The following is a 25,264-nucleotide window of genomic DNA, read 5'->3' as shown; positions in this document are numbered from 1 at the left end:
CGTAGTCGCCCTCAGGGCGTGGAGGGGCATGCCGGCACAGCCGGCGTCGTCTGCGGGGTGCCGGGCGGGGGTGGCGCATCCGAGGGGAGCACGTCGCACTCGGGCACGCTCAGCGGCACCCAGGTGACCCGCTCCCGCAGCGCCGGGTCGTTGACCAGCATCCAGTGCACGCGCCGCTGGGCGGGGTGGTCGGCGGCGATGAACCGGATCGGCCCGGTGACCCGCCGGGCCGTCTCGTGGGTGCGGTCCGGTTCGTCGAACACCATGTTGTAGACGCCGGGTTCGGTGCGGGCGGTGGTGCCGTGCAGGGCGGAGAGGCAGAGCGTCTCCCCGTACGCCCGGTAGGCGCCGCGGTCGAGCACGATGGTGGTGACACCGGGCTGATCGGGGTAGCGCTGCTGGGCGTCGGCACAGATCCAGGCCACTCTGGACGGCAGGCTCAGGTCCTGGTGGACCCAGCGTTGGGTCCAGGTCTGGGGGTGGGCGACGAGCAGGCCGTGGTGCCATCCGGTGACCCCGCACAGGGTGACGGCGAGGGCCGCCACGAGCACCGCGCCGAGGACGCCGGTGACGCTGGCGGTCACCGCACGCCAGGACCGGCCGAGGCGCGGCGCGGGCAGCAGCCGGACGACGGCGGCGGCGCCGACGACGAGCAGCGCGGTGGCCAGGTGGGTGGACTTGATGAAGTAGTAGCCGGGTTCGACGCCGGAGATGGTGTTGTACCGCGCGATGCCCAGCGGCAGGGCGACGCCGACGACGCAGACGAGCAGCCAGCGCCGCCAGGCGGGGTCGGCGCGGCGGATCTGGACGAGCAGGGCGACGCCGACGATCCCGCCGAGCCAGATCAGGGCACGCCAGGCTTCGGTGCGCGCCCCCACCCCGCCGCCGATGTCCAGGGCCTCGGTCTGCTCCGCGCGCAGCACACCGAGCAGGGGGGCGACGAGGGCCAGCGCGGTGCCGGCGAGGCCGACGACGAGGACGGTGGTCCAGCGGCGCAGCGCCTCCCGCCAGTGCCCGACGAGCCAGCAGAGCACGAGCACGGCGGCGGGCGGGAGGAAGAGGTAGTAGGTGAAGCCGACGCCGACGAGCAGGGCGACCAGTAGCACGAACTGCTCCCGGGTGCCGGCGACGGGACGGCCGACGAGGGCGGCGAGAAGCACCGTGAGGGTGAGCCCGAGGACCTCGGTCGGATAGCCGGAGAGAAGCAGCCGGGGCAGTTGGGTGCCGAGCAGCAGCGCGCAGACCACCACGGTGAGGGCGGTGCGGTGCAGCGGGTGGATGGGACCGGAGATCCGCTGGGCGGCCCAGTTCACGGCCAGCACGAGGAGGCCGAAGCCGGCCAGGGTCCAGCCGGCGTAGTGGGCGACGGCGTCGGCGCCCCGGGGGGTGACGCCGACGGGCACGAGGAACCCGTCGAGCATGGCGGCCACGAGGTGCCAGCCCTGGGGGTAGTACAGGAGCTGGGAGAGGATCTGGTCCTTGGCGGCGGCGGGGTCGACGAAGGCGTACCCGCCGAGGCGGCCGACGACGTCGAACAGGGCCAGGTGGCGCCAGTTGTCCTCGCCCCGGCCGAGGATGCTCAACTGGTCGGCGAGGTCCGGTGCGCGTCGCCAGGGCCCGCTGAGGTAGATCATCATCCCGGCGGTGGCGACGACGGGGAACAGGTCGGACCAGCCGGGGCGGGGCAGTCGGGGTCGCCGCCGCAGCGCTGCGGCGCTGAGGACGACCGCGGTGAGGGCGAGCCCGGTCAGTGGCACGGGCCGCATGCCCCAGGGCCAGACCGCGAAGAGCAGGCCGCCGGCGGTGGCGGCGCCGAGCAGCAGCGCGAGCGCGAGCATCAGCCGGTCGAGGAGGGTACGCCCACCGCGCAGCACGCTGGCCGTGGCGAGCAGCACCAGCGGGAGCAGCAGCCACTCGCGGTGCAGGGCGTGCGCGGCGAGGGGAGCGAGCCAGGCGACCGTGAGCCCTGCCGGCACCACCACGAGCGCACGCCGTCGACGGTGTCGGGTAGGGGTCGGCGGGTGCTGCTGGTCCTCGGCTGCCGGGCGGGTCGGCGGCTCGACGACGGTGAGCTCGGACAGCACGAGGCTCCTCGGCGGGTCGACGGCGGTGCGGGAAGTCTACCGACGAGTCGGGCATTCCGCCCGTCGGGAGGGCGTCGCCCCGGCGAACGTGTCGTGACAGGCGGGAAGGGCCTGCGGTGTGCGCCGCAGGCCCTTCCGACGTCGTCCGGTCAGAGGTACTGGCCGGTGTTGCTGGCGGTCTCGATGGAGCGGCCGGCCTCCGCGCCCTTGCCGCCGGAGACGAGCGTGCGGATGTAGACGATCCGCTCGCCCTTCTTGCCGGAGATCCGGGCCCAGTCGTCCGGGTTGGTGGTGTTGGGCAGGTCCTCGTTCTCGCGGAACTCGTCGACGCAGGCGTCGAGGAGGTGCTGCAACCGCAGCCCCTTGCGCCCGGAGGTGAGGAATTCCTTGATCGCCATCTTCTTGCCGCGGTCGACGATGTTCTGGATCATCGCGCCGGAGTTGAAGTCCTTGAAGTAGAGGACCTCCTTGTCACCGTTGGCGTAGGTGACCTCCAGGAAGCGGTTCTCCTCGGTCTCGGAGTACATCCGCAGCACCACCGCGTCGATCATCGCCGCCACCGTGGCCTGGGCGTCGCCGCCGTGCTCGGCCAGGTCGTCGGGGTGCAGCGGCAGGCCCTGGAGGATGTACTTGGAGAAGATGTCCTTGGCCGCCTCGGCGTCCGGACGCTCGATCTTGATCTTCACGTCGAGCCGGCCGGGGCGCAGGATGGCCGGGTCGATCATGTCCTCCCGGTTGGAGGCGCCGATCACGATGACGTTCTCCAGCCCCTCCACACCGTCGATCTCGCTGAGCAGCTGCGGCACGATGGTGTTCTCCACGTCGGAGGAGACACCGGAACCCCGGGTCCGGAAGATCGAGTCCATCTCGTCGAAGAACACGATCACCGGGGTGCCCTCGCCGGCCTTCTCCCGGGCCCGCTGGAAGATCAGCCGGATGTGCCGCTCGGTCTCGCCGACGTACTTGTTGAGCAGCTCCGGGCCCTTGATGTTGAGGAAGAAGCTGGTGTGCTTCTCCTTGCCCTGCCGCTCGGCGATCTTCTTGGCCAGTGAGTTGGCCACCGCCTTGGCGATGAGCGTCTTGCCGCAACCCGGCGGGCCGTACAGCAGGATGCCCTTCGGCGGGCGGAGCTGGTGCTCACGGAACAGGTCGGCGTGCAGGAAGGGCAGCTCCACCGCGTCGCGGATCTGCTCGATCTGCGCCTGGAGGCCACCGATGTCGGTGTAGTCGACGTCGGGCACCTCCTCCAGGACCAGCTCCTCGACCTCGCTCTTCGGGATCCGCTCGTACGCGTACGCCGAGCGGGGCTCGATCATCAGCGAGTCGCCGGCCCGGATCGACGTGCCGATCAGGGTGTCGGCGAGGTGCACGATGCGCTCCTCGTCGGAGTGCGACACCACCAGCGCCCGGTCACCCGGCGTGCCGTCGGGACCGGCGAGGATCTCCTTGAGCATCACCACCTCGCCGACCCGCTCGTAGCCGAACGCGTCGACGACGTTGAGCGCGTCGTTGAGCAGGACCTCCTGGCCGCGCCGCAGCTCGGCGGCGTCCAGCGAGGGTGAGACGGCGACGCGGAGCTTGCGCCCGCCGGTGAAGATGTCCACCGTGCCGTCGTCGTGCCGCGCGAGGAAGACGCCGTAACCGCTCGGCGGCTGTGCCAGGCGGTCGATCTCCTCCTTGAGCGTCACGATCTGCGCGCGAGCCTCCTTGAGGGTGCTCACGAGCCGGTCGTTGTTCTCGGTGAGCCGCGCCAACTGTGCCTGGGTGGCCGCCAGCCGCTCTTCGAGCTGCCGGACGTGTCGGGGGCTTTCGGTCAACTTGCGCCGCACCAGAGCGAGTTCCTCTTGCAGGAACGCGACCTGCGTGGAGAGATCGTGGGCTTCCTTCTCCCACCGTGCGGCGCGCGAGTCCGCGTCGTCGCTGCGTGCCACGTCCCACCTCCCCGGGGGGCTTGAACGTTCTGCCCTAACACTAGCCGCTATGAGGCCGATTCGGTCCTACGCAACACCCTCGTCACCGAACCTTGATCGCGAAGGGTCGCCTGAGGGGCAGGTCCGGGCGTTCGGGTACCGTCGAGGCGTGGGACGGGAGAACATGGGGGGTGCACCGGTGGCGGAGGTCGCGACGGACCAGCTTCAGGTCTGGGTGGATCAGGACCTCTGCACGGGCGACGGGCTCTGCGTGCAGTACGCGCCGGAGGTCTTCGAGTTCGACGTCGACGGCCTGGCGTACGTCAAGGGCCCCGACGGCGAGCTGCGGCAGGCGCCGGGCGCCCAGGTCGACGTGCCGGAGCACCTGCGCCTCGAGGTGATCGACTCCGCGAAGGAGTGCCCGGGCGAGTGCATCCACGTGGTGCGCGGCAGCGACGGGGTCGAGGTGGCCGGCCCCGAGGCCGAGGACGACTGACCCGCCCACGCGCGGCGGTACGAGCCGCGGACGACCAGGGTCGTCCGCGGCTCTCGCGTACTCAGAGCACCGGGCGGCCGACCACCGAGGCGACCAGCCGGGCGAACTCCTCCAGCCGGGCGATCTGACCGGCCCCGCCGTCGTCGAGCGTCTTGCCGAAGCGCAGCGCGTCGTGCCGGGGCGCGCCGACGACCTCGTCGCCGGGCGGCGCCTCGTCCAGCGAGGTGAGCAGCAGGTAGACGTCGATGCTGTCGACCCGGACCTCGCCGGTGTCGGCGCGGGTCAGCCGCCGCCGGCAGCCGACCTCGGTGACCGTGGAGACCGGCACCACCCGCAGCGAGGAGGTCATCGAACCGGGCGGTCCCTCCCCCGGCGGCACGTCCTCGCCGTGCCACAGCACCAGCCGGCTGCCGTCGCAGACGACGACCTCCTGCCAGACCCCGTTGACCTCGTTGACGAAGCGTTCCAGCGTGAAGCCGAGCACCGACGCCCCGCGCAGCACCCCGCCGAGGGCCTCGAGCGCGATGTCCGGGTCGCGCAGGTACGCCCGCGCGGCCGACTCCAGGTCGGTGTAGGGCGACCAGTCCGGGAACACGGCCGGCAGTTCACCACCGCCGAAACCCGGCCGACTCATGCCATCTCCCCCAGGTCGTGCCGCCGACCCGCACCGGCCGGCGGAATCCGCCCGATCACTCCCAGCCGCCCCGCCGCACCGTCACGGCCGGTCCACCTCGCCCGTCGTGGTCGGCTCGACGCCGGCGGCCTGCGCGGCCGCCGCCTGGCGGGCCGCCGCCGCATCGCGCAACGCCTGCTTGCGCTCGGCGTACGCCTCGGCGCCCTTGCTGGGCTTGCGGCGCCGAGGCGGGGCGGTGACGCCCGGAGCGAGCTTACGCGCGGACACCAGGAACGCGGTGTGCGCGATCATCCGGTGGTCCGGGCGGACGGCCAGCCCCTCGGCGTGCCAGTCGCGCACCAGCGACTCCCAGGCCCGCGGCTCGGTCCAGCCGCCGCGCTCACGCAGCGCCTCCACCAGCTCGGACAGCTGCGGGGTGGTGGCCACGTACCCGATGAACACGCCGCCGGGCAGCAGCGCCCGCTCGACCATGTCGAGGGTCTCCCACGGGGTGAGCATGTCCAGGATGATCCGATCGAAACCGGTCTCCGGGCAGTCGGCGACGTCACCGACGTGCAACGTCCAGGCCGGGTGCGGGGCGCCGAAGAAGGCCTCCACGTTGCGCTTGGCGATCTGGGCGAAGTCGTCGCGCATCTCGTACGAGTGCAGCTCGCCGCCGGTGCCGACGGCGCGCAGCAGTGAGCAGCTCAGCGCGCCGGAGCCGGCGCCGGCCTCGAGGACCTTCGCGCCGGGGAAGATGTCGCCCATGGCCACGATCTGCGCCGAGTCCTTGGGGTAGATCACCTGGGCGCCGCGGGGCATGGACAGCACGTAGTCCGACAGCAGCGGACGCAGCGCGAGGAACGCGGTGCCACCGCCGGAGGTGGTCACCACGCTGCCGTCGGGCTGCCCGATCAGCGCCTCGTGCTTGAGGATCCCGCGGTGGGTGTGGAACTCCTTGCCGGGCTCCAGGACGACCGTGTGCATCCGCCCCTTCGGGTCGGTCAGCTGGACCCGGTCGCCGGGGCGGAACGGCCCCCGGTGCACCGGAGGCAGCTCCGGGACGGCGGTGCGTGTGCCGGGCTCGGCCGGGAGTGCGGAGGGATGTGCGGTCACCTGTTCATCTTCCGTGTGGGTTCGAGGACCTGTGCCAGATCCGCGATGTGCAGAACGCCGACGACATCTTCGCCTGCCGTCACCACGTACCGTGCGGCCGGGTGTGCCTGGACGACCTCCATCACCCGCTCGCCGTCGAGCCCCGCCGGCAGCGTCGGCAGCTGTGCCAGCGACCGGGCCACCGCGTCCACCGCCAGCCAGGGCCGCCGCTGCGCGGGTACGGCGTCCGCCGCAGCCGGGTCGACCAGGGCGACCGTACGGCCGGCGGAGTCGAGCACGGTGACGGCCGCGCCGGGCGGCGCCTGCTCGGCGTGCCGGCGCTGCGCCTCCGCCAGCGGAGTGCCGGTGGGCACGCCGAAGACGGGGCGGGTGAGCCGGCCCAGGTCGATCAACGGGACGCGGCGGCTGATCCGGGCGTACCGGATGGACTGGCCGGCGCCGCGCCACAGGGTGACGGCGACCAGCAGCATCAGCGGCAGCGCCAGGGGCACCAGGAGCCGCTCGACGGTGAGCAGGACGACCAGCCCGGCGGTGCCGAGGGCGACGGCGCGGCCCACCCAGCCGGCGACCTCGGTGGCCCGGTGCCGGTCGCGGGTGAGCGCCCAGACCGCGGCGCGCAACGCCCGACCACCGTCCAGCGGCAGCCCGGGCAACATGTTGAAGATCGCGACGACGACGTTGCTCAACGCCAGTTGCAGGGCGAGCTGGTGGGCCAGGGTGCCGGTGGGCAGTGCCAGGGTGAGGCCGACGCCGACGGCGCCGAGCACCGCGGAGACCGCCGGCCCGGCCAGGGAGACCAGCAGCTCCACCCGGGGGTTGGGGGCGTCGGAGTCCATCTCGGTGTAGCCGCCGAGCAGTTCCAGGGTGATCCCGCGCACACCGATGCCGTGGCGACGGGCGGTCAGCGCGTGGCCCAGTTCGTGCAGCAGCACCGAGCCGAGCAGCGACACGACGAAGCCGAGGCCGATCAGGTAGCCGCCGAGCGGGGGCAGGTCGAGCCGGTCCCGGGCGTACTGCGCGTACGTCACGGTGATGAGCAGGGTCAGCAGCAGCATCGAGACGTTGACGCGCAGCGGCACCCCGAGCACCCGGCCCACGGTCAGGCCGGTGCGCCGACCGGTGCGACGCGGAGCTGGGGTCGGGGAGTTCACCGACCCGATGCTACGCGGTGCGGATCATGCTCCGGTGCGGCGATCACCGGCCTGTCACACCGGTGCCCTAACCTTCGGGGCATGACGGCGGAACCGGTGATCGACCAGCAGGGCACTCCCGGGGCGGGCGCGCTGCCGGTCACCGTCCGGGCGTCGCTGTCGCCGTCACGGGCGGCCGACTTCAAGACCTGCCCGCTGCTCTACCGGTTCCGCAGCATCGACCGGCTGCCCGAGCGGCCCACCGTCGAGCAGGCCCGCGGCACCCTGGTGCACGCCGTGCTGGAGCGGTTGTTCGACCTGCCGGCGACCGGGCGCACCCCGGACGCGGCCGGCGACCTGGTCGCCCCGCAGTGGGACCGGCTGGTCACCGAGCAGCCGGAGCTGGCCGGTCTCTTCGATCCCGGCGACGCGGTCGGCACGGCCGAGTTCCTGCGCTCCGCGGCCGCGCTGTTGCAGGGCTACTTCGCGGTGGAGGACCCGCGCCGGCTGGAGCCGGCCGAGCGGGAGGCCCTGATCTCCGCGGTCGTCGACGACGAACTGCTCATCCGGGGCTACCTGGACCGGCTCGACGTCGCCCCGGACGGCGCGCTGCGGGTGGTCGACTACAAGACCGGCGGGGCGCCCCGGGAGGCGTTCGAGGCCCGGGCCCTGTTCCAGCTCAAGTTCTACGCCCTGGTGCTGTGGCGCACCCGGGGCGTGGTGCCCCGGGTGCTGCGCCTGCTCTACCTCAAGGACGCCGAGGTCTGCGACTACTCCCCCGACGCCGACGAGCTGCTGCGCTTCGAACGCACGGTGGTGGCGCTCTGGCAGGCGATCGAGCAGGCCACCGAGCGGCAGGACTTCCGTCCCCGGCCGAGCCGGCTCTGCGACTGGTGCAGCCACCAGGCGCTCTGCCCGAGCTTCGGCGGGACCCCGCCGCCGTTCCCGGACCGGTCGGCGGCCCCCGACCCGTTGCGCGACGCCCGCTCCCGCCCGGCCACGCCCGGCGCCGACGATTGAGACGGCGGGTGGAGGCGTCTCCTCCCTGAGGATGAGCACCGGATCACCGTCGGCGATGACCGGCGCCGCCGGGCCCGGCGGCTAGCGTCGCGGGTATGACCGGTCCACCCGCCCGGTGGTGGCGGGATCACCCGCTCACCGGCAATGCCCTCTTCGCCGCCGCCCTGGTGCTGATGGAGGTCGCGTTCACGCTGCTCACCCCCCGCGAGTTCTGGCCGAGCCGGCTGCCGCTCGGGCTGGCCTGGAGCGTGCTGTGCGCCACGCCGGTGGCGCTGCGCCGGGTGGCGCCCTGGCCGGCGGTGGGTCTCGCCGTGGCCACCCTGGCGATTCCGGCCTTCCTCGACCAGGCCCCGGCCAGCCAGAGCCTGACCTTCGTCGTGCTCACCTACACGATGGCCGCGCACCGGCCGGCCCGACCGGCGGCGGTCGCGGCGGTGCTGCTCTGGGTGCCGGTGGTGGTGGCGAACGTGCTGGCCCCGGTCGAGAGCGGGTTGCAGGTCGGCCCCGCGTACCTGGTGCTGAACAACCTGCTCACCGCGCTGCTGTCGTACGCGGTGGGGCGGGCGGTGCAGGCCCGCCGGGTCACCACCGAGGCGCTGCGGGAGCGGGCCCGGGTCGCCGAGGAGAACCAGCGGTCCCTGGCCGAGCAGGCGGTCGCCGACGAGCGCCGCCGCATCGCCCGGGAACTGCACGACGTGGTCGCCCACCACGTGAGCGTGATGGGCGTCCTGGCGACCGGGGCGCGTCGGGTGCTGCGCCGCGACCCGGGCACCGCCGACGAGGCCCTGGCCACCATCGAGGACACCAGCCGGGTGACCCTGCGGGAGATGCGCCGGCTGCTGGACGTGCTGCGTACCGACGCCGAACCGGCCGCCGACCTGACCCCACAGCCGGGTCTGGCCGGGATCGAGGCGCTGGTCGAGCAGGTACGCGAGGCGGGGCTGCCGGTCACCCTGCACGTCGAGGGCGATCCCGGCCAGGTGGAGGAGGGTGTGTCGTTGACCAGCTACCGGATCGTGCAGGAGGCGCTGACCAACGCCCTCAAGCACGCCGGGGTGGCGACCGCGCAGGTGCGGGTCGCCGTCGACGGCGGGTACCTGACGGTGGAGGTCGAGGACACCGGCCGTGGCCCGACGCCGGGGCCCGACCGGATCGGGCACGGACTTGTCGGCATGCGCGAACGGGTCGCCCTCTACGGTGGGACCCTGCGCACCGGTGCGCGCCCGGGCGGCGGCTTCCGGGTCTCCGCCCGGATCCCGGTGGAGCCGGCCGGCACGGTGCCGGCGTGACCGGCACCACCAGCGACGACGGGGAGAACTGATGAGCGACGGCGTGGCACCGGCCCGGCCGGTACGGATCCTGCTCGCCGACGACCAGCCGCTGCTGCGGACCGGCTTCCGGATGGTGCTGGGCACCGAGGAGGACCTGGACATCGTGGCCGAGGCGGGCGACGGACAGGAGGCGGTGGAGCTGTCCCGCCGGCTGCTGCCCGACGTGGTGCTGATGGACATCCGGATGCCACGGATGGACGGGGTGGCGGCCACCCGGGCCATCGTCGACGCCCGGCTGCCGGTACGGGTGCTCATCCTGACCACCTTCGACCTCGACGAGTACGTGGTGGGTGCGCTACGCGCCGGGGCCAGCGGGTTCCTGGCCAAGGACGTGCCGGCGGAGGACCTGGTCACCGCGATCCGCACGGTGGCCGCCGGGGAGGCGGTGGTGGCGCCCCGGATCCTCAGGCGGCTGCTGGACCGCTTCGCCGACGTGCTGCCCGATCCGGCGGCGACCCCGCCGCGGGCGCTGAGCACGCTGACCGAACGGGAGCGGGAGGTGCTGGTCCAGGTGGCCCGGGGCCTGTCCAACGCGGAGATCGCCGCCGAACTGTCGGTCAGCGAGACCACCATCAAGACCCACGTCGGGCACGTGCTGACCAAGCTGGGGCTGCGCGACCGGGTACAGGCGGTGGTGCTGGCGTACGAGACCGGGCTGGTGCGCCCGAAGGCGTGACGACGTCGCGCGGCGTACGCCCGGGGGCCCGGACGGGACGACGGCGCGGTGGCCGTCGTCACCTACCGTGACGAAAGGCGGCGTGGCGGGGTTGACCATGACGTGGCGTCGGGTCGTAGCGTCGGCGGGCGTGCCGGGCCGGGGGCCACGCGGATCCCCCGGATCGGGGACAACCCTGAGACGGCGTCGGGGCCGACCCGCACCGGGATTTCCGCCGTGGATCAGTCCTCGGGCGGACGGATCCGGGCCACGGCGCGGCGAGGATGGAACGGCCCCACCGACCAGCGGGGGCGGTGGGGATACCGCAGGCATATGGAAGAGGTAGATGACGTGACGGCGACGGTAGGCCGCCAGGCGCAGGCCGCGGCCCGGGCCAACGACGTGTGGAAGGTGTACGGCAGCGGTGAGGCGCAGGTCGTCGCGCTGCGGGGGGTGAGCGCCGAGTTCGAGCGCGGCCGGTTCACGGCGATCATGGGCCCGTCCGGCTCGGGCAAGTCGACGCTGATGCACTGCCTGGCCGGGCTGGACTCGGTCACCCGGGGCACGGTGGCGATCGGCGAGACCACGGTGACCGGGCTCAACGACGCCGGCCTGACCAAGCTGCGCCGGGACAAGGTCGGTTTCATCTTCCAGCAGTTCAACCTGCTGCCGACGCTGACCGCGCAGGAGAACATCCTGCTGCCGCTGTCGATCGCCGGCCGCAAGCCCGACCCGGCCTGGTACGACACGGTGATCGACACGGTGGGCCTGCGCGACCGGCTGGGGCACCGCCCGTCGCAGCTCTCCGGCGGTCAGCAGCAGCGGGTGGCGTGCGCGCGGGCGCTGGTCGCCCGCCCCGAGGTGATCTTCGCGGACGAGCCGACCGGTAACCTCGACTCACGTTCCGGCGCGGAGGTGCTCAACTTCCTGCGCAACTCGGTACGCGAGCACGGCCAGACCATCGTCATGGTCACCCACGACCCGACCGCCGCCGCGTACGCCGACCGGGTCATCTTCCTCGCCGACGGGCAGATCGTCTCGGAGCTGATCGAGCCGACCGCCGACACGGTGCTGGACACCATGAAGAAGCTCGACACGCCCGCCGAGGTGGCGCGCTGATGTTCCGCGCGACGTGGAAGAGCCTGCTGGCGCGCAAGGTGCGCCTCATCCTCTCCGGCCTGGCGGTGGTGCTGGGCGTCATGTTCGTCTCCGGCGCGTTCGTGCTCACCGACACGCTCGGCCGCTCCTTCGACCAGGTCTTCGCCGACGCGTACGAGGGCATCGACGTCAACGTGGCCGCCGAACCGAAGGTCACCCTCGGCGAGATGGAGGGCGAGCCGGTCGGCGCGCCGGTGCCCGCCGCACTGGTGGAGAAGGTGCGCGCGGTGCCCGGGGTGGCCGAGGCCACCGGCGTGGTGGCCGCCGACGGGGCCCGGCTGATCGGCAGCAACGGCAAGGTGGTCACCTCGTTCGGGCCGCCGCAGCTGGGCGAGAACTGGCTGGGCGAGAGCGACCTGGTGACGCTGCGGGAGGGCCGGGAGCCGCGCGCGGACGACGAGATCGTCGTCAACGCGGCGCTGGCCCAGGCGGCGAAGGTGAAGGTCGGCGACCGGGTCGGGGTGCTGACCCTGGAGCCGAAGAAGGAGTTCACCCTGGTCGGCGTCTTCGGTTACAGCGGTGACCGGGACTCGATCGGCGGGGCGAACGAGATCGCCTTCACCACCCCGGTGGCGCAGCGGCTGATGCTCGGCGAGCCGGACGTGTTCACCAACATCAACGTCACGGCCGCCGACGGCGTCGCCGACGAGACGCTGCGCGACGACGTGGCCCGCGCACTCGGCGCCGGATTCCAGGTCAAGACCGGTGAGCAGATGTCGGCCGACGCGGCGGAGGGGCTGAAGGAGGGGTTGTCCTTCTTCAACAAGGTCCTGCTCGGCTTCGCGGCGGTGGCGCTGCTGGTCGGCACCTTCCTCATCCTCAACACCTTCTCGATCATCGTGGCGCAGCGAACCCGGGAGCTGGCCCTGATGCGGGCGATCGGGGCCAGCGGCCGGCAGATCATCGGCTCGGTGGTGCTGGAGGCGGTGGCGGTCGGCCTGATCGCCTCGGTGCTGGGGCTCGCCGCCGGCATCGGGGTGGGCGCGCTGCTGGCGTACCTGTTCGGCAAGCTGGCCGGCGGGCTCAGCCTGGCCGGGCTCGGCGTGCCGGCGGCCGCGGTCATCGGGGCGTTCGCGGTGGGTCTGGTGATCACGATGATCGCGGCGCTGCTGCCGGCGCTGCGCGCGGCGCGGATCCCGCCGATCGCCGCCATGCAGGACGTGGCCACCCCGGACCGCCCGTTGACCAAGGTGACCGTGGGCGGGGCGGTCGTCACCGCGATCGGGGCGGCGCTGCTCTTCCTCGGGCTCAGCGGCAACGCCGGCGACAACACCCTGGCCACCATCCTCGGCGGCGTGCTGTTCGCCTTCATCGGGGTGGCGCTGCTGACCCCGCTGATCAGCCGTCCGGTGGTCTCCCTGCTCGGGGCGGTCTTCGCCTGGTCGGTGCCGGGCAAGCTGGGCCGGCTCAACTCGGGGCGCAACCCGCGCCGTACCGCGATCACGGCGGCGGCGCTGATGGTCGGCATCGCGCTGGTCACCGGCGTGACGGTGATCCTGGACTCGGCCAAGGGCAGCCTCAGCGCGCTGGTGGAGGACCGGATCAAGGCGGAGCTGGTGATCTCCGGGGCGCAGTCCGGCCCGCGTCCGCCGAGCTTCGACCCGGCGGTGCTGGAGCAGGCGGCCCGGATCCCCGGCGTGCAGCTGGTCGACGGCGAGTACGGCGACATGGCCAGCATCGACGGGCAGCGCACCTGGGTGGGGGCGTCGAGCAACGTCGCGGCGCTGGAGCGGATGTTCGGGGCGAAGGCCGTCGCCGGTGACATCAGCCGGCTCGGGCCGGAGGAGATGCTGGTCAGCTCCGACACCGCGAAGTCCCGCAACGTGTCCGTCGGTTCGCAGGTCACGGTGCAGCTGTCCCGCGGCGAGGCCAGGACCTACACGGTCAGCGGGATCTACGAGAGCTCCCAGCTGACCAACCCGGCGGTGCTGCCGCCGCAGGCGACGAAGGACTTCGCCGTCCCGCAGCCGATCCAGGGCTTCGTGCAGCTCGCCCCGGGGGCCCGGGTCGCCGACGTGCAGCCGCAGCTCGAGCGGCTGCTCGCCGACAGCCCCGAGGTGTCGGTGGCCGACCGGGACGCCTTCATCAAGCAGCAGACCAGCCAGGTGGACACCCTGCTCACGATGATCCAGATCCTGCTGGCGCTGGCCATCGTGATCGCGGTGCTGGGCATCATCAACACCCTCGCGCTGTCGGTGCTGGAGCGGACCCGGGAGCTGGGCCTGCTGCGGGCGATCGGGCTGCGCCGGGCGCAGACCATGCGGATGATCACCGTCGAGGCCGTGGTGATCTCGATCTTCGGCGCCCTGCTCGGCGTGGTGGTCGGCACCGGCCTGGGCGCGGCCGTCGTCGAGGCGCTCAAGGACGAGGGCATCACCGACCTGATCCTGCCCTGGGGCCAGATGGCGGTCTTCCTCGGCCTGGCCGCGATCATCGGGGTGATCGCCGCGGTGCTGCCCGCCGTGCGGGCCGCCCGGATCAACGTGCTCGGCGCGATCGCGCACGACTGACCCGGACCGACACGGGGCCCCGCCGGTGACGGCGGGGCCCCTCGTCGTGGCCGGTCAGGCCGGCGGCTCGCCGAGTAGCGCCGCCAGCAGCTCCAGGTCCGCCGCGGTCAGGCTCTCCAGCTGGTGTACGCCGTCCGTCGGCGCGAGCGGCACCTCCGCCGGCACGGCCAGCACCGCCGCCCCGGCGGCGAGCGCGCTGGCCACCCCGGTCGGCGAGTCCTCGATGGCCACACACCGGGCGATCGGCACGTCCAGCAGCCGGGCGGCGGTCAGGTACGGCTCGGGGTGCGGCTTGGTGGCGTCCACCTCGTCACCGCAGACCACCGCGTCGAAACTGTCCCGCCCCAGGGTGTCCAGGGCCACCTCCACCAGCGCTCGCCCGCTGGAGGTGACCAGCGCGGTGGGGATGCCGGCGGCGCGGACCGCCCGGAGCAGGGCCAGCGCGCCGGGCCGCCAGCGCAGGCCGGAGCGGAACAGCTCCAGGATCCGGGTGTCGATCCAGGCGGCGCTGACGGCCGGGTCACGTTCGGGCTGGCCGAGGTCGTCGTGCACGATCCGCATCGCCTCGGCCATGCTGGTGCCGATCACCGCCCGCCGGGCGGAGTCGGACAGGACGGCCCCGTACTCCTGCGCCAACTCGCGCAGCGCGACGTCCCACAGCTTCTCGCTGTCGACCAGGGTGCCGTCCATGTCGAAGAGCACGGCGGCGGGGTGTGAGCTGCTCAGCGGGGCCTCCTCGGACGTGGGCGGTCTGCGCCGGATCCTCTCAGCCGCGCCCGGGCCGCCGCCCGGCATCCCGGCCCCAGGTGACGCAGCCGACGCGTTCAGCTGAGGTCGCAGGCGTCCAGCGAGTTGCGGTAGCCCCGGAAGAACGAGTCGGTGCGCTGCTCGGCGGTGCCGTGCGAGCCCTCGGCGAACCACGGCTGGTCGGGGTCGTCGCCGACGGCGAGCAGCCCGTCGCGGAACTCGTCGAGGTCGCCCTTGTCGAGGGTGAGGGTGCCGTCGCGCACCGAGTCGCCGAGGTACGCCCCGGCCATGCAGTCGGCCTGGAGTTCCTGCTGGATCGTGAAGCTGTAGCGGATGCCCAGGCGCACCTGGACGCCGTGGGCGTACTCGTGGCCGAGCAGGTAGAACACGAACGCGTCGCCGACCTGCCGGAACGCGGCCACCGACCAGTTGACGTCGTAGGCGATGAAGTCGCCCTGGGAGCAGTAGACCGCGTTGTTACGGGGCAGCGGCTGGCCGCCGCAGGAGAGTTCCCCCTCCCGCTGGTAGGGCACGATCCGGCGGATCGGGCTGAACCGCTGGCCGGAGGCCTGGAACTGGGCGGCCCAGTAGCGCTCGGCGATGTCGACGGCGTCGCTGATGTCGTTCTTGAACTCGGCCACGCTGGTGGTGCCGTCGGCCCGGGTGGTCTGCGGGCCGGGTGACGCCTGCCGGGACTGCTGCGGACGGGGCTCGGCCGGCTCCGGCGGCCCGCTCTCCCCCACCCCGCCGACCGCGCAGCCGACCGCGACCAGGGCTGCCAGCGTGGCAGCCAGCGACCCTCGCGGCTGCCGTCCCGACCGTGCCGTCACCCGGTGCCTCCCCTGGCGTCCCTGCCGAACACGGCCGCAGTACCCGGCCGTATGTCGATCATGCCGGTCGGAGGTCGCCATGACCATCGCCGGAACGCACCAGTTCGGCCGAACCCGCGCCGCGGGCGCGGCACCCACCGGGTCGCGGCAGGTGTCGGCACCTGCGCCCGTGCCCGCCGGAGCCACCCCACGCGGCACTCCCGCTGGTGACGGGCCGGGCCGGGGACACAGGTCAGGCCGCCGCCTGCGCCACGGCCGGCGGACGGTCTCCTACCCTCGATACGTGTCCGGCGCGCCCCGGTGGCTCCGACGTACCCGGCGCAGGCCCTGTGCTGGGCCGACCGAGAGGAGTGACACATGAAGTACATGATCATGCTGTACGGGTCGCAGCGGGACTACGACGCGATGGCGGGCCGTCCCGGCGACGACCCGCCGCCGATGACGCCGGAACAGGTCGCCGCGATGCACGCCCACATGGAGGCGGTGCACGCCGAGATCGCCGAGTCCGGTGAGCTGGTCGACGGACACGGGCTCACCGCCCCGGTGCACGCCCGGCGGATCCGGCTGCGCCGGGGCGCGCCTGTGGTCACCGACGGGCCGTACCCGGAGACGCAGGAGGTGCTGGCCGGCTTCACGATCGTCGACTGCGACAGCTTCGACCGGGCCACCGAGATCGCCGCCCGGTTCGTCAACCCCGACGCCGACGGCGAGTACGTCGACGTGCGGCCGGTCGCCGAGGGCATCGAGGACCTGCACTGAGCCCGCCCGCCGTCGAGGACCTGCTGCGCCGGCACGCGCCGCAGGTCCTCGGCGCGGTGGCCCGCCGGTACGGCAACTTCGCCCTCGCCGAGGACGCCACCCAGGAGGCGCTGCTGGCGGCGGCGACCCGGTGGCCGGTCGACGGCGTGCCGGACGACCCGCGCGCCTGGCTGATCACCGTGGCGGCACGTCGCCTCACCGACCTGCTGCGCAGCGAGCAGGCCCGGCGGCGACGCGAGGACGACGCCGCCCGGCGGCTGCCGCCCGGGCAGTGGCTCGCCGACCCGCCGGACCGGCGGGAACCGGTCGACGACAGCCTGGTGCTGCTCTTCCTCTGCTGCCACCCGCAACTGCCCCCGGCCGGGCAGATCGCGCTGACCCTGCGTGCCGTCGGCGGCCTGAGCACCACCGAGGTGGCCCGGGCCTTCCTGGTGCCCGAGGGCACCATGACCCGGCGGATCAGCCGCGCCAAGCAACGCATCCGGGACAGCGGCGTGCCGTTCGCGCTGCCGGCCCGCGCCGAGCGCGAGGCCCGCCTCGACGCCGTCCGGCACGTGCTCTACCTGATCTTCAACGAGGGGTACGCCAGCACCGCCGGCCCCCGGCTGCGCCGGGTGGACCTCAGCAGCGAGGCGATCCGGCTCACCCGGATGCTGCACCGGGCGCTGCCCGACGACCCCGAGACGACCGGGCTGCTGGCGTTGATGCTGCTCACCGACGCGCGGGGCCCGGCCCGGGTGGGGCCGGGCGGCGAACTCGTGCCGATGGCCGAGCAGGACCGCCGGCTCTGGCGCGCGGACCAGATCGCCGAGGGCGTCGCCCTGGTCGAGGCGGCACTGCCGCACGGCGACGTCGGGCCGTACCAGCTCCAGGCGGCGATCGCCGCGCTGCACGACGAGGCGCCCAGCGCCGAACAGACCGACTGGCCGCAGATCGCGGCGCTCTACGGGCTGCTGATGCGGCTCTCCGACAACCCGGTGGTGGCGTTGAACCACGCCGTGGCCGTGGCCATGGCCACCGGCGAGTCGGCCGGGCTCGACCTGCTCGCCGGGCTGGCCACCGACCCCCGGATCGCCGACGACCCACGGCTGCACGCCGCCCGCGCCCACCTGTGGGAACGGGCCGGCCTGCTCGACGCGGCGCGGGCGGCGTACGAGCAGGCGGCCCGGCGGTCCATGAACCTGCCGCAGCAGCGTTACCTGTACGGCCGCGCCGCCCGCCTCGCCACGCCGGACTGACCCGTCGGCTCCACCCCACCGGCCGTCAGCCCTCGGCGAGGACCTCGCGCAGCCGGACGGCGAACGTGCCCGGGTCCTCGACGAAACCGATGTGCCCGCCGGGGAACAGGGTCGCCTCGACGCCCAGGGACGCGGCCAGCGCCCGGGACGTACGGTCGCAGATCTCGCCGGTCGACTCCTCGCCGATGCCGACGACGACCCGGGTGGGGCCGGCGCGCAGCGCCGCGACGTCCGGCTGGAACCCGATGGTGCCCCGGATCATGTGAACGTACTGGAAGTGCTCGTCGGCGGCGGCCTGCGGCTCCGGCTCGCCGCCGAACATGCCCAGCACGACCTCCTCAGGAAGCTCGATGTTGGCGATGGCGAGGAACTTGCGCCCGGCGCCCAGGCGGTCCCCGGAGACGTACGTGGCGATCATGTCCTCCTCCCGGGCGAGCAGTTCCTCGGCGTCGTCGAGGATCGTCACCAGGGGCGGCTCGTGGGCGATCACCGTGTGCGCCGCCTCCGGGTGGGCCTGGGCCAGCGCCAGCACGGTGACCGCACCACCGCTGGAGCCGAGCACGGCGGCCGGACCGACATCGAGGTGGGCGACGAGCCGGGCCAGGTCCTCGGCGCGCAACTGCGGCGTCGAGTCCTGGTGCGGGTCGTGCAACCGGCTGCGGTTGATACCGCGCGGGTCGGTCGTCAGCACCGTGTGGTCGACGGCCAGCAACTCGGCCAACGGCACGAACGCCCCGGCGTCCATCGGGGCGGCCACCAACGCCACCAGCGGGCCCCGCCCGCGTACCTCGTAGTGCAACAGACCGTCCGGAACCTCCAGGGCGCCGACGGTGACATTCTCGGTGGAAGTGGTGCTCATCAGGGTCCTTCCGGGTCGTGACGCGTCCGCGTACGCAGTAGGGACTCCCGTCGTACGGCAGAATCGTCGCTCGTGAGGGTGATTTCCGCGGAGCGCGACGGACGGGCGGCCGACGAGCCGGGCCTGACGCGGGCCCGCGACGGCGACGCCCGGGCGTTCACGCAGCTGGTGGCCCCGCTGCGCCGGGAACTACACGCGCACTGCTACCGGATGCTCGGCTCCAGCCACGACGCCGACGACGCCCTCCAGGAGGCGCTGCTGCGCGCCTGGCGGGGCCTGCCCCGCTTCGAGGGGCGCAGCTCACTGCGGTCCTGGCTGTACACCGTGTCCACCCGCACCTGCCTCGACCTGGTGGCCGGCCGCAACCGCCGCGCCCTGCCGGTCGACCTCGGCCCGGCCAGCGACCGGGCCGTGACCGACGACCCGCCGGTCACCGACGTCGCCTGGCTCGGCCCCTACCCCGACGCCGGCCTGCCCGACTCCCCCGCCGCCCCGCACGCCCGCTACGAACAACGCGAGGCCGTCGAGCTGGCGTTCGTCGCCGCCCTGCAACACCTGCCCGGCAACCAGCGGGCCGCGCTGCTGCTCTTCGAGGTGCTGGGCTTCTCCGCCGCCGAGATCGCCACCATGATGGTGACCTCGGTGACCTCGGTGAACTCCGCGCTGGCCCGGGCCCGCCGAATGGTGGCCGACAAGGTTCCCGCGCTCAGCCAGCAGCGCACCCTGCGGCGGCTGGACGACGCCCGCCTGCGCCGGCTCGTCGACGGCTACGCCACCGCCCTGGAGAACGGCGACGCCGACGCGCTGGTCGCCCTGCTCACCGAGGACGTCACCTGGTCCATGCCGCCGATGCCGCACTGGTACCGCGGCCTCGACGCGGTCATCGACTTCGCCCGGGAGGTGCCGCTGACCCGGTGCGGGCAGTGGCGGCACCTGCCCACCGCCGCGAACGGCCAACCGGCGCTGGCCTGCTACCTGCGCCGGGGCGCGGACGGCCCGTTCCTGGCCTGGTCGGTCAACGTGCTGACGCTGCGCGACGACCGGATCAGCGAGGTCAGCTCGTTCGTGGGGGCGGAGCACGTCACCGCGTTCGGGCTGCCCTCGTCGCTGCCGGCCGGCTAGTCGCTGCGTCTGCTGGCGTCGAGGGCGGCCTGCTCCACCCGCTGGCGGTGGTCCAGCCACCATGACTCGTCGGCGGGGGGCAGGTTGTCGTTGCTGGGCAGCAGCCCGGCCGCGCCGTCGATGAGTTCGCGCACGATGTCAGCGTGGCCGGCGTGCCGTTGTGTTTCCGCGATGACGTGGACCAGGACGTGGTGCAACGTGACCGCCGCATCGCCCCACCACGGCACTCGGCCGACCTCATCCAGTGCAAGGGCTTCGATGGTGGTGTCGGCGTGGGCGATCGCGCGACGGTACAAGTCGACGATCTCATCGCGGGTCTCATCTGCGGTCGCCCACATGTCTGCATTGATCTCCGCTCCGTCGCCGACGTACGGCAGCTCCTGCTCGAACGGTCGACCGAACACGACGCCGAAGTAGAGGATCTCCATGGCCGCCGAGTGCTTCACCAGACCGAGCAAGTTGGTGGCGGTCCGGGTCAACGGACGCCGAATATCGTATTCGCTGAGCCCGTCGAGCTTCCACAGCAGCGCGTCGCGGCCGCCCTTCAGGTAACTGTGCAGGTCTGCCTTCATGGTGCCACGATGACATCCGGTTGGGTCTTGGCGCTGCCCCGGATGATCCATACAGATCACGGTCGGCAGGACACGCCCCAGGGGGTCGCCTTCCCCGCCGCGCCCGGTCAGCTCCCCGTGCCCGTCGCGGCGGCATGAGTACTACGACTCAGGTGTCCGGGGCGCCGCGCGACGAGGATCGTCACCATCCCCCACGCCGACGATGTCGACCAGCACGAACAGGCGGACGGCCCGTCCGGCGGCCGGTCGCCCCCTCGGGGGCGATGTAGCCGGCCGCCCCGGGAAGAATCAGAAGGCCGTTGACGGTGGCCGTTGCGCCCGTGTGCTACCGATCGTGGTGTGGCCGTAGTCGACCCGTCACAAGGGCGATCGGGTTCCGGGGAAGTGGCATTGGCCTGGGGAGGCATTGTTGACTGGTCGTTCGGTGGTACTTCCCGTCTCCGTGGCGGGTGTGGAGCTTGAGGTCGAGGTGGCCCGCCCGGTCGGCTCAGAGGAGACCGGGCGCGGGGAGATGGTACGCGACACGGTGACGGACGCGTTCGATCGCGCCCAGGAGGCGATTGTCGCGGTGGCGGCGTCGACCGTGGGCACCATTGCGCAACTGGGTCAGCAGTCGCTGCGGCCCGACGAAGTTCAGGTCAAGTTCGGGTTGAAGTTCTCGGCGAAGGGAAACGTGATCGTCGCGGGTGTGTCGAGCGAGGCGACCATGGAGGTGGCACTGACCTACCGCGCTGCGGCGGGGCACTTCCCTGATGGCGCCTGACGAAAGGGTTCCGGGGTTTCTTGGCCGGGTTCTCAATGCGGCTGGCCGCCCCGAAGGCACATGTTTTCAGGTAGCGCCTGGCGTGTTCGTGACGGCGTGGCATGTGCTGCGGAACATTGACGCGGGCACCGCAGACGCAGGAGATATCGACGGTGTGGTGCAGGTTGATCCGTTGGCTGGTGGGGGCGGTTTCGCCGCGCGGATCATCAACGTTGACCGGGTGCACGACCTCGGTGTGCTGCGCGCAGAAAGCAGGCTTCCTGCGGTCGTGCCGGGCGTGGCGGCCACGGATGGCGTCGGGCTCAGGGCCGAGGTGGTGGTCACAGGCTCGGTGGATCTGCCGGACTATCAGGAGTATCGCTTCCTGGACGCGCCAGGGCACTGGGCGGGTGGTACGACCCGGGATGGGGTGCGGCTGGGTCGGTTGACGGCGAGCGCGGTGATGCGGGGGATGTCGGGTGCCCCGGTGCGGGGTGTCGACGGCATGGTCGTGGGTGTCGTGTCGGCCAGGTACAACACCAACGACAGCTGGGGCCGGGACACGGTGTGGGTCGCGCGAACAGAGGACCTGGCACCCCTGCTGCGCGACGTCGGGGTCGAGCTGCGGGCGTGGGAGAAGGCCGAATACCCCGAACCGCCCATACCAGGCATTTGCCCATATCCAGGCTTGTCCGCGTTCGCCGCGGGCCAGGCCGAGTGGTTCTTCGGCCGCGAGGAGCTGACCGCGAAACTGGTGCACCGACTGGTCGCGGCCAAGGATCGCGGATTGCCGTTGCTGGTGGTAGGCGTATCCGGCTCGGGCAAGTCGTCCTTGTTGCGGGCCGGTCTCATGCCCGCGTTGTCGCGTGGCGACCTCCCGATTCCCGGTTCCGCAGACTGGCCGCAGGTCCGGCTGACACCCGGCTCGAGGCCGCTGACCGAGTTGGTCAGCCACATGGCGGTTCTGGCGGGCAGTTCGGTCGGGACCTCGGTGGACGAGGTACGGGACGACCCGGTTCGGTTCGCAGCGCTGGCCCGCCAGGCGGCGCTCGCGGACGCAAGCAGGAAGGGACTCGACGTTGCCGGGCCGGTGGTGTTGATCGTCGACCAGTTCGAAGAGATCTTCACGCTCTGCAGGGACGCCGCCGAACGGGCCGCGTTCATCGCGGCCCTCCGCGCGGCAGCCGTCAGCGTCGCCGACGACGAGACCACCCCGAGCGCGCTGGTGCTCGCCAGCCTGCGGACAGATTTCTTCTCCTCCTGCGCGCAGGAACCGGGCCTGGCCGAGATCCTGCAGGACAACCAGTTTCTGGTCGGTCCGATGAGAATCTCCGAACTGCGGAGCGTCGTGGAAGGACCCGCAGCCGTCGTCGGTCTTGGCGTTGAGCGGGGCTTGGTCGATCGGGTGCTGGAGGACGTCGTCGACGCCGCCGGTCATCAACCGGGCACCCTGCCGTTGCTTGCGTATGCGTTGGCGGCTACCTGGAACAAGCGGCGAGGCAACACCATGGCGCTGGCCAGCTACCAGGAATCCGGTGGCGTTCGGGGCGCGATCAGCGAGACGGCGGAGAAGCTGTTCACCTCGATGTCCGAGCCGGAGCAACACATCGTACGGCGGTTGTTGCTGGCGATGGTGGCAGTCGGTGACGGTGTCGATGACACTCGTCGCAGGGTGCCGAAGTCGGAACTGACCGGTGGTGACGACGACTCGGTGACCGTGCTCAACCGGTTGGTCGCCACCCGGCTGGTGGCCGTGGACAAGGACACCGTCGAGATCGCCCACGAAGCCCTGTTACGCGCGTGGCCACGGTTGACCTCCTGGCTGAGCGAGGACCGGACCGGCCTCGTCGTACACCGCAGGCTCACCGATGCGACGAACGACTGGCTCAACCTGGATCGGGATGACGGCAGCCTGTATCAGGGCGCTCGGCTGGCTGTCCTCCGGGCGTGGTTGGACGAGCGGGACGACCGCGTGGCCAACCTCACCGATGCGGAACGCGAGTTCGTCGCGGCGAGCGAGGCTGCGGAGGAATCGGCGCACGAGACCGTCCGGCGCAACAACCGGCGACTGCGTCGCGGGGTGGTGGCGCTCGCGTTTCTGCTCGTTGCCGCCGTGGTTGCGGGCGGGCTCGCGGTGTGGCAGCAGCGGGTAGCGGACGGGCAGAGATACCGGGCCGAACAGCAGCGTGCCGTTGCGTTGTCGCGGCTGTACTCGTCGGAGTCACTGACCGCACGCGACGCCGATCCGCACCGGTCACTGTTGCTGGCGATAGCAGCCTGGCAGGTCGCGCCGACCGAGGAGTCGCGCGGCGCCATCCTGAGTGCGCAGAGCATTCCCTACCGGGGCGTGCTCGGCCCCGTTGAGGCCCGGCTGTTCGATACGGCTCTCAGTCCCGACGGCACGCTCGCCGCGCTGGCGGCCACCGACGGCTCAGTTACGTTGTGGGACACCGAAAGCCATCGTCAGGTGGCCGAGTTGACCGGCACGGATGGCGGGCTGCCGATCGTCGAGTTCAGCCCGGACGGAAACATACTCGGCACCGCCCATTCCACTGAACGCGCCGAACACCGGCTACGGCTGTGGGACGTACGCACGCGCAAACTCATTCGCAGCTTGCCCGGTGACGCCCTCAGTATGGCATTCAGCCAGGACGGGACCTCCCTCGCAACCGCATCCAGGAACGAGCCCACCATTGTGTTGTGGGAGGTGGCGAGCGGACGGCGGGTGCGTTCCTACGACAAGGGCGGCGCCGCGTTCGGAGTCGCGTTGAGCCCCGATGGCTCGCTGCTCGCGGCGGGTGGCGGAAACAACAGCGTCCAGGTCTGGCAGACCGCCACCGGACGCCGGGTGGCGGTTCTGGCCGGCCACGAGAAATACGTCACAAGCGCGGATTTCAGTCCGAATGGCCGGCTGCTGGCCAGTGGCAGTGCCGACGGGACGGTGCGGTTGTGGGACGTGCGCAACGGCCGAGCCGCGGGCGTTCCGATACTGCGCCCACCCGGCGGGAACGAGTTCATCAAGGAGGCGGAGTTCAGCCCGGACGGGCGACACGTGATCGCTGGCCTGAGCAGGAGCAAGAGCGTTCAGTGGTGGCGGGTTGTCGACGGTGCCACCGTCCGCTCCTTTGTCGGACACACCGAAGGCGTCGCGTCAGTCGGGTTCAGCCGAGACGGCCATGCCGTGCTCAGCGGCAGCCTCGACCGCTCGGCGATTCTGTGGCGAGCGCAGACCAATGTTCTCGACCAGTCCCACGCACCCACTGCCGTGGCGTTCAGTCCGGACCGGCGTTTGCTGGCCTTCCCGAGAGGCAAGGTGGTGACGCTGTGGGACATGACCAGACGGTCCGTGGTTCGTGAATTGAACACCGGGGTGATCAATTCGCTTTCTTTCAGGCCGGACAGTGCCGAACTGGCGACGGCAGGCGCCGACGGAACTGTGCGTCTGTGGAATGTCGCGAGCGGGCAAGCGGGCAGGCCCGGAGCCATCGGAGATGGCATGGTGCCCTACTCCGTCCGGTACAGTCCGGACAGCAGGGCTGTGGTTGCGCACGGTGGTCCGTCTCGGGAGGCGATAGACTCGGGCGACGCCAAAGTTGTACGCTTTCGGCTAATGCGTTGGGACCTATCCAATCCGGACTCTCCGCCGGTTCGGATAACTTATGAACCTGAGGACGTGACGCGCGACCCTTATCCAGGAGGCCAGATCGCTTTCTCCCCGGATGGGAGTTTGATCGCCGTCCCGTTGAGCAACGGAACGATCGAGCTTCGCGATCCGCGTACCGGCGATTTGGTTGACACCCTGGATGGCCGCCATGGATTTGCCACTGCGGTGGCGTTCAACCAAGACGGCACGATCCTGGCGAGCGGGGGCAGCGACCGAAACCTGCGGCTGTGGGATGTCTCCAGCAGAAAAGAGCTCGGCGGTGCGTTGAGCGGGCATAGTGGCGCCATCAGGGGAGTGGGTTTCCTGCCGGACGGCGACACGCTTGCCTCGGTCAGCGACTATGACATGTCGCTGCGACTGTGGGACGTATCGGCACAAAAACCCTTGGCGACGGTGCGCACATCCACCTCTCTGGACGGTCTTGCCGTGCAGCCCGGTACCGGGCTGATCGCCATGGCCGGGGTGCATTCGCAGATCAATATTGTGGATCCCGACCCCGATCGGGTGGTGTCCGACGCCTGCTCCGCGTTGCGTGGCACGCAGATGGTTGCCGAGGCGTGGAGAGCCACCGGCAATGATCCGGACCAGGCCCCACGATGCTGAGCTGTGGTGCGTGGCAGCCCTGCGTGCCCACCAGCCGGGCCCACTGCTCGACCGCCCCCACGAGGTGGTCACCTACGCCTCGGCCGCGTCCCGCAGGGGTGGCAC

Annotated in this window: 20 protein-coding genes; 11 read left to right on the top strand and 9 right to left on the bottom strand. The window is 72.0% G+C overall.

Features of this window, described 5'->3' with window-relative positions; translation table 11 throughout:
- Positions 1 to 11 precede the first annotated feature (11 nt).
- Together GA0070560_RS11945 and arc are read right to left on the bottom strand one after the other, a co-directional pair.
- Positions 12 to 2,084 carry a hypothetical protein gene (locus GA0070560_RS11945; RefSeq protein ID WP_091294863.1) on the bottom strand — a complete coding sequence of 691 codons (2,073 nt, stop codon included), beginning with the start codon at positions 2,082 to 2,084 and terminating at the stop codon, positions 12 to 14.
- A 149-nt stretch (positions 2,085 to 2,233) separates the two neighbouring features.
- The gene (gene arc / locus GA0070560_RS11940; protein WP_091294861.1) at positions 2,234 to 4,015 is read right to left on the bottom strand and encodes a proteasome ATPase; all 1,782 of its coding nucleotides are present in this window, start codon (positions 4,013 to 4,015) and stop codon (positions 2,234 to 2,236) included.
- Positions 4,016 to 4,193: 178 nt separating this feature from the next.
- Between arc and GA0070560_RS11935 the strand changes: the two genes are divergently transcribed.
- The gene (locus GA0070560_RS11935) at positions 4,194 to 4,490 is read left to right on the top strand and encodes a ferredoxin (RefSeq protein ID WP_091294858.1); all 297 of its coding nucleotides are present in this window, start codon (positions 4,194 to 4,196) and stop codon (positions 4,488 to 4,490) included.
- 61 nt (positions 4,491 to 4,551) lie between these two features.
- On the opposite strand, the gene GA0070560_RS11930 is transcribed toward GA0070560_RS11935, so the two are convergent.
- The 3 genes from GA0070560_RS11930 to GA0070560_RS11920 all read right to left on the bottom strand — a co-directional run bounded on the left by GA0070560_RS11930 (position 4,552) and on the right by GA0070560_RS11920 (position 7,307).
- Positions 4,552 to 5,124, bottom strand: a complete 573-nt coding sequence (locus GA0070560_RS11930; protein ID WP_091294856.1) for a hypothetical protein — start codon at positions 5,122 to 5,124, stop codon at positions 4,552 to 4,554.
- 81 nt (positions 5,125 to 5,205) lie between these two features.
- On the bottom strand, positions 5,206 to 6,219 hold the full coding sequence (locus GA0070560_RS11925) for a tRNA (adenine-N1)-methyltransferase (protein ID WP_425412630.1): 1,014 nt from the start codon (positions 6,217 to 6,219) through the stop codon (positions 5,206 to 5,208).
- On the bottom strand, positions 6,216 to 7,307 hold the full coding sequence (locus GA0070560_RS11920; RefSeq protein WP_139131484.1) for a site-2 protease family protein: 1,092 nt from the start codon (positions 7,305 to 7,307) through the stop codon (positions 6,216 to 6,218). Before GA0070560_RS11920 ends, GA0070560_RS11925 begins: the two co-directional genes overlap by 4 nt.
- A gap of 144 nt (positions 7,308 to 7,451) precedes the next feature.
- On the opposite strand from GA0070560_RS11920, the gene GA0070560_RS11915 reads away from it, so the two are divergent.
- The 5 genes from GA0070560_RS11915 to GA0070560_RS11895 all read left to right on the top strand — a co-directional run bounded on the left by GA0070560_RS11915 (position 7,452) and on the right by GA0070560_RS11895 (position 14,023).
- The gene (locus tag GA0070560_RS11915) at positions 7,452 to 8,369 is read left to right on the top strand and encodes a RecB family exonuclease (RefSeq protein WP_091294854.1); all 918 of its coding nucleotides are present in this window, start codon (positions 7,452 to 7,454) and stop codon (positions 8,367 to 8,369) included.
- 95 nt (positions 8,370 to 8,464) lie between these two features.
- Complete coding sequence (locus GA0070560_RS11910; protein WP_091294852.1) at positions 8,465 to 9,658, top strand: sensor histidine kinase; 1,194 nt, start codon at positions 8,465 to 8,467, stop codon at positions 9,656 to 9,658.
- Between the two features lie 31 nt (positions 9,659 to 9,689).
- Positions 9,690 to 10,376, top strand: coding sequence for a response regulator (locus GA0070560_RS11905; protein ID WP_091294850.1), 687 nt, complete (start codon positions 9,690 to 9,692; stop codon positions 10,374 to 10,376).
- Between the two features lie 330 nt (positions 10,377 to 10,706).
- Positions 10,707 to 11,474: an ABC transporter ATP-binding protein gene (locus tag GA0070560_RS11900; RefSeq protein ID WP_091294848.1), complete on the top strand. Its 768-nt coding sequence runs from the start codon at positions 10,707 to 10,709 to the stop codon at positions 11,472 to 11,474.
- Positions 11,474 to 14,023: an ABC transporter permease gene (locus GA0070560_RS11895; RefSeq protein WP_091294846.1), complete on the top strand. Its 2,550-nt coding sequence runs from the start codon at positions 11,474 to 11,476 to the stop codon at positions 14,021 to 14,023. Before GA0070560_RS11900 ends, GA0070560_RS11895 begins: the two co-directional genes overlap by 1 nt.
- A 54-nt stretch (positions 14,024 to 14,077) precedes the next feature.
- Here the strand turns inward: GA0070560_RS11895 and GA0070560_RS11890 are convergent, their stop codons facing one another.
- Positions 14,078 to 14,725 carry an HAD family hydrolase gene (locus tag GA0070560_RS11890; RefSeq protein ID WP_091294843.1) on the bottom strand — a complete coding sequence of 216 codons (648 nt, stop codon included), beginning with the start codon at positions 14,723 to 14,725 and terminating at the stop codon, positions 14,078 to 14,080.
- A 122-nt stretch (positions 14,726 to 14,847) separates the two neighbouring features.
- A complete protein-coding gene (locus tag GA0070560_RS11885) occupies positions 14,848 to 15,600 on the bottom strand; it encodes a neutral zinc metallopeptidase (RefSeq protein WP_091294841.1) in 753 nt (250 codons plus the stop codon).
- Between the two features lie 357 nt (positions 15,601 to 15,957).
- Here GA0070560_RS11885 and GA0070560_RS11880 point away from each other — a divergent pair, with 357 nt between their 5' ends.
- Together GA0070560_RS11880 and GA0070560_RS11875 are read left to right on the top strand one after the other, a co-directional pair.
- Positions 15,958 to 16,359: a YciI family protein gene (locus GA0070560_RS11880; RefSeq protein WP_091294838.1), complete on the top strand. Its 402-nt coding sequence runs from the start codon at positions 15,958 to 15,960 to the stop codon at positions 16,357 to 16,359.
- Complete coding sequence (locus GA0070560_RS11875) at positions 16,356 to 17,597, top strand: RNA polymerase sigma factor (RefSeq protein WP_091294835.1); 1,242 nt, start codon at positions 16,356 to 16,358, stop codon at positions 17,595 to 17,597. Before GA0070560_RS11880 ends, GA0070560_RS11875 begins: the two co-directional genes overlap by 4 nt.
- A 25-nt stretch (positions 17,598 to 17,622) precedes the next feature.
- Here GA0070560_RS11875 and GA0070560_RS11870 read toward each other — a convergent pair whose 3' ends face one another.
- Positions 17,623 to 18,456, bottom strand: coding sequence for an alpha/beta fold hydrolase (locus GA0070560_RS11870; protein WP_091294833.1), 834 nt, complete (start codon positions 18,454 to 18,456; stop codon positions 17,623 to 17,625).
- Between the two features lie 72 nt (positions 18,457 to 18,528).
- Here GA0070560_RS11870 and GA0070560_RS11865 point away from each other — a divergent pair, with 72 nt between their 5' ends.
- On the top strand, positions 18,529 to 19,578 hold the full coding sequence (locus GA0070560_RS11865; protein WP_091294830.1) for a sigma-70 family RNA polymerase sigma factor: 1,050 nt from the start codon (positions 18,529 to 18,531) through the stop codon (positions 19,576 to 19,578).
- Here the strand turns inward: GA0070560_RS11865 and GA0070560_RS11860 are convergent.
- On the bottom strand, positions 19,575 to 20,150 hold the full coding sequence (locus tag GA0070560_RS11860; RefSeq protein ID WP_091294827.1) for a DinB family protein: 576 nt from the start codon (positions 20,148 to 20,150) through the stop codon (positions 19,575 to 19,577). The two genes, GA0070560_RS11865 and GA0070560_RS11860, sit on opposite strands and share 4 nt — an antisense overlap.
- Positions 20,151 to 20,601: 451 nt before the next feature.
- Here GA0070560_RS11860 and GA0070560_RS11855 point away from each other — a divergent pair, with 451 nt between their 5' ends.
- The gene (locus GA0070560_RS11855; protein WP_139131480.1) at positions 20,602 to 20,913 is read left to right on the top strand and encodes a CU044_2847 family protein; all 312 of its coding nucleotides are present in this window, start codon (positions 20,602 to 20,604) and stop codon (positions 20,911 to 20,913) included.
- Entirely contained in the window at positions 20,903 to 25,159 is a 4,257-nt protein-coding gene (locus GA0070560_RS11850; protein ID WP_091294822.1) for an nSTAND1 domain-containing NTPase, read from the top strand. The genes GA0070560_RS11855 and GA0070560_RS11850 overlap by 11 nt, the downstream gene beginning before the upstream one ends.
- Positions 25,160 to 25,264 lie beyond the last annotated feature (105 nt).

The sequence above is a fragment of the Micromonospora halophytica genome (assembly GCF_900090245.1).
GTDB lineage: Bacteria > Actinomycetota > Actinomycetes > Mycobacteriales > Micromonosporaceae > Micromonospora > Micromonospora halophytica.
Note: the sequence above shows the minus strand (reverse complement) of the source record. Positions and strands in the feature narration are given on the sequence as shown.

Coding starts and splice junctions, on each gene's coding strand:
- GA0070560_RS11930 (WP_091294856.1), bottom strand. CDS start 5,124: ATGAGTCGGCCGGGTTTCGGCGGTGGTGAACTGCCGGCCGTGTTCCCG.
- GA0070560_RS11915 (WP_091294854.1), top strand. CDS start 7,452: ATGACGGCGGAACCGGTGATCGACCAGCAGGGCACTCCCGGGGCGGGC.
- GA0070560_RS11910 (WP_091294852.1), top strand. CDS start 8,465: ATGACCGGTCCACCCGCCCGGTGGTGGCGGGATCACCCGCTCACCGGC.
- GA0070560_RS11905 (WP_091294850.1), top strand. CDS start 9,690: ATGAGCGACGGCGTGGCACCGGCCCGGCCGGTACGGATCCTGCTCGCC.
- GA0070560_RS11895 (WP_091294846.1), top strand. CDS start 11,474: ATGTTCCGCGCGACGTGGAAGAGCCTGCTGGCGCGCAAGGTGCGCCTC.
- GA0070560_RS11880 (WP_091294838.1), top strand. CDS start 15,958: ATGAAGTACATGATCATGCTGTACGGGTCGCAGCGGGACTACGACGCG.
- GA0070560_RS11870 (WP_091294833.1), bottom strand. CDS start 18,456: ATGAGCACCACTTCCACCGAGAATGTCACCGTCGGCGCCCTGGAGGTT.
- GA0070560_RS11860 (WP_091294827.1), bottom strand. CDS start 20,150: ATGAAGGCAGACCTGCACAGTTACCTGAAGGGCGGCCGCGACGCGCTG.
- GA0070560_RS11850 (WP_091294822.1), top strand. CDS start 20,903: ATGGCGCCTGACGAAAGGGTTCCGGGGTTTCTTGGCCGGGTTCTCAAT.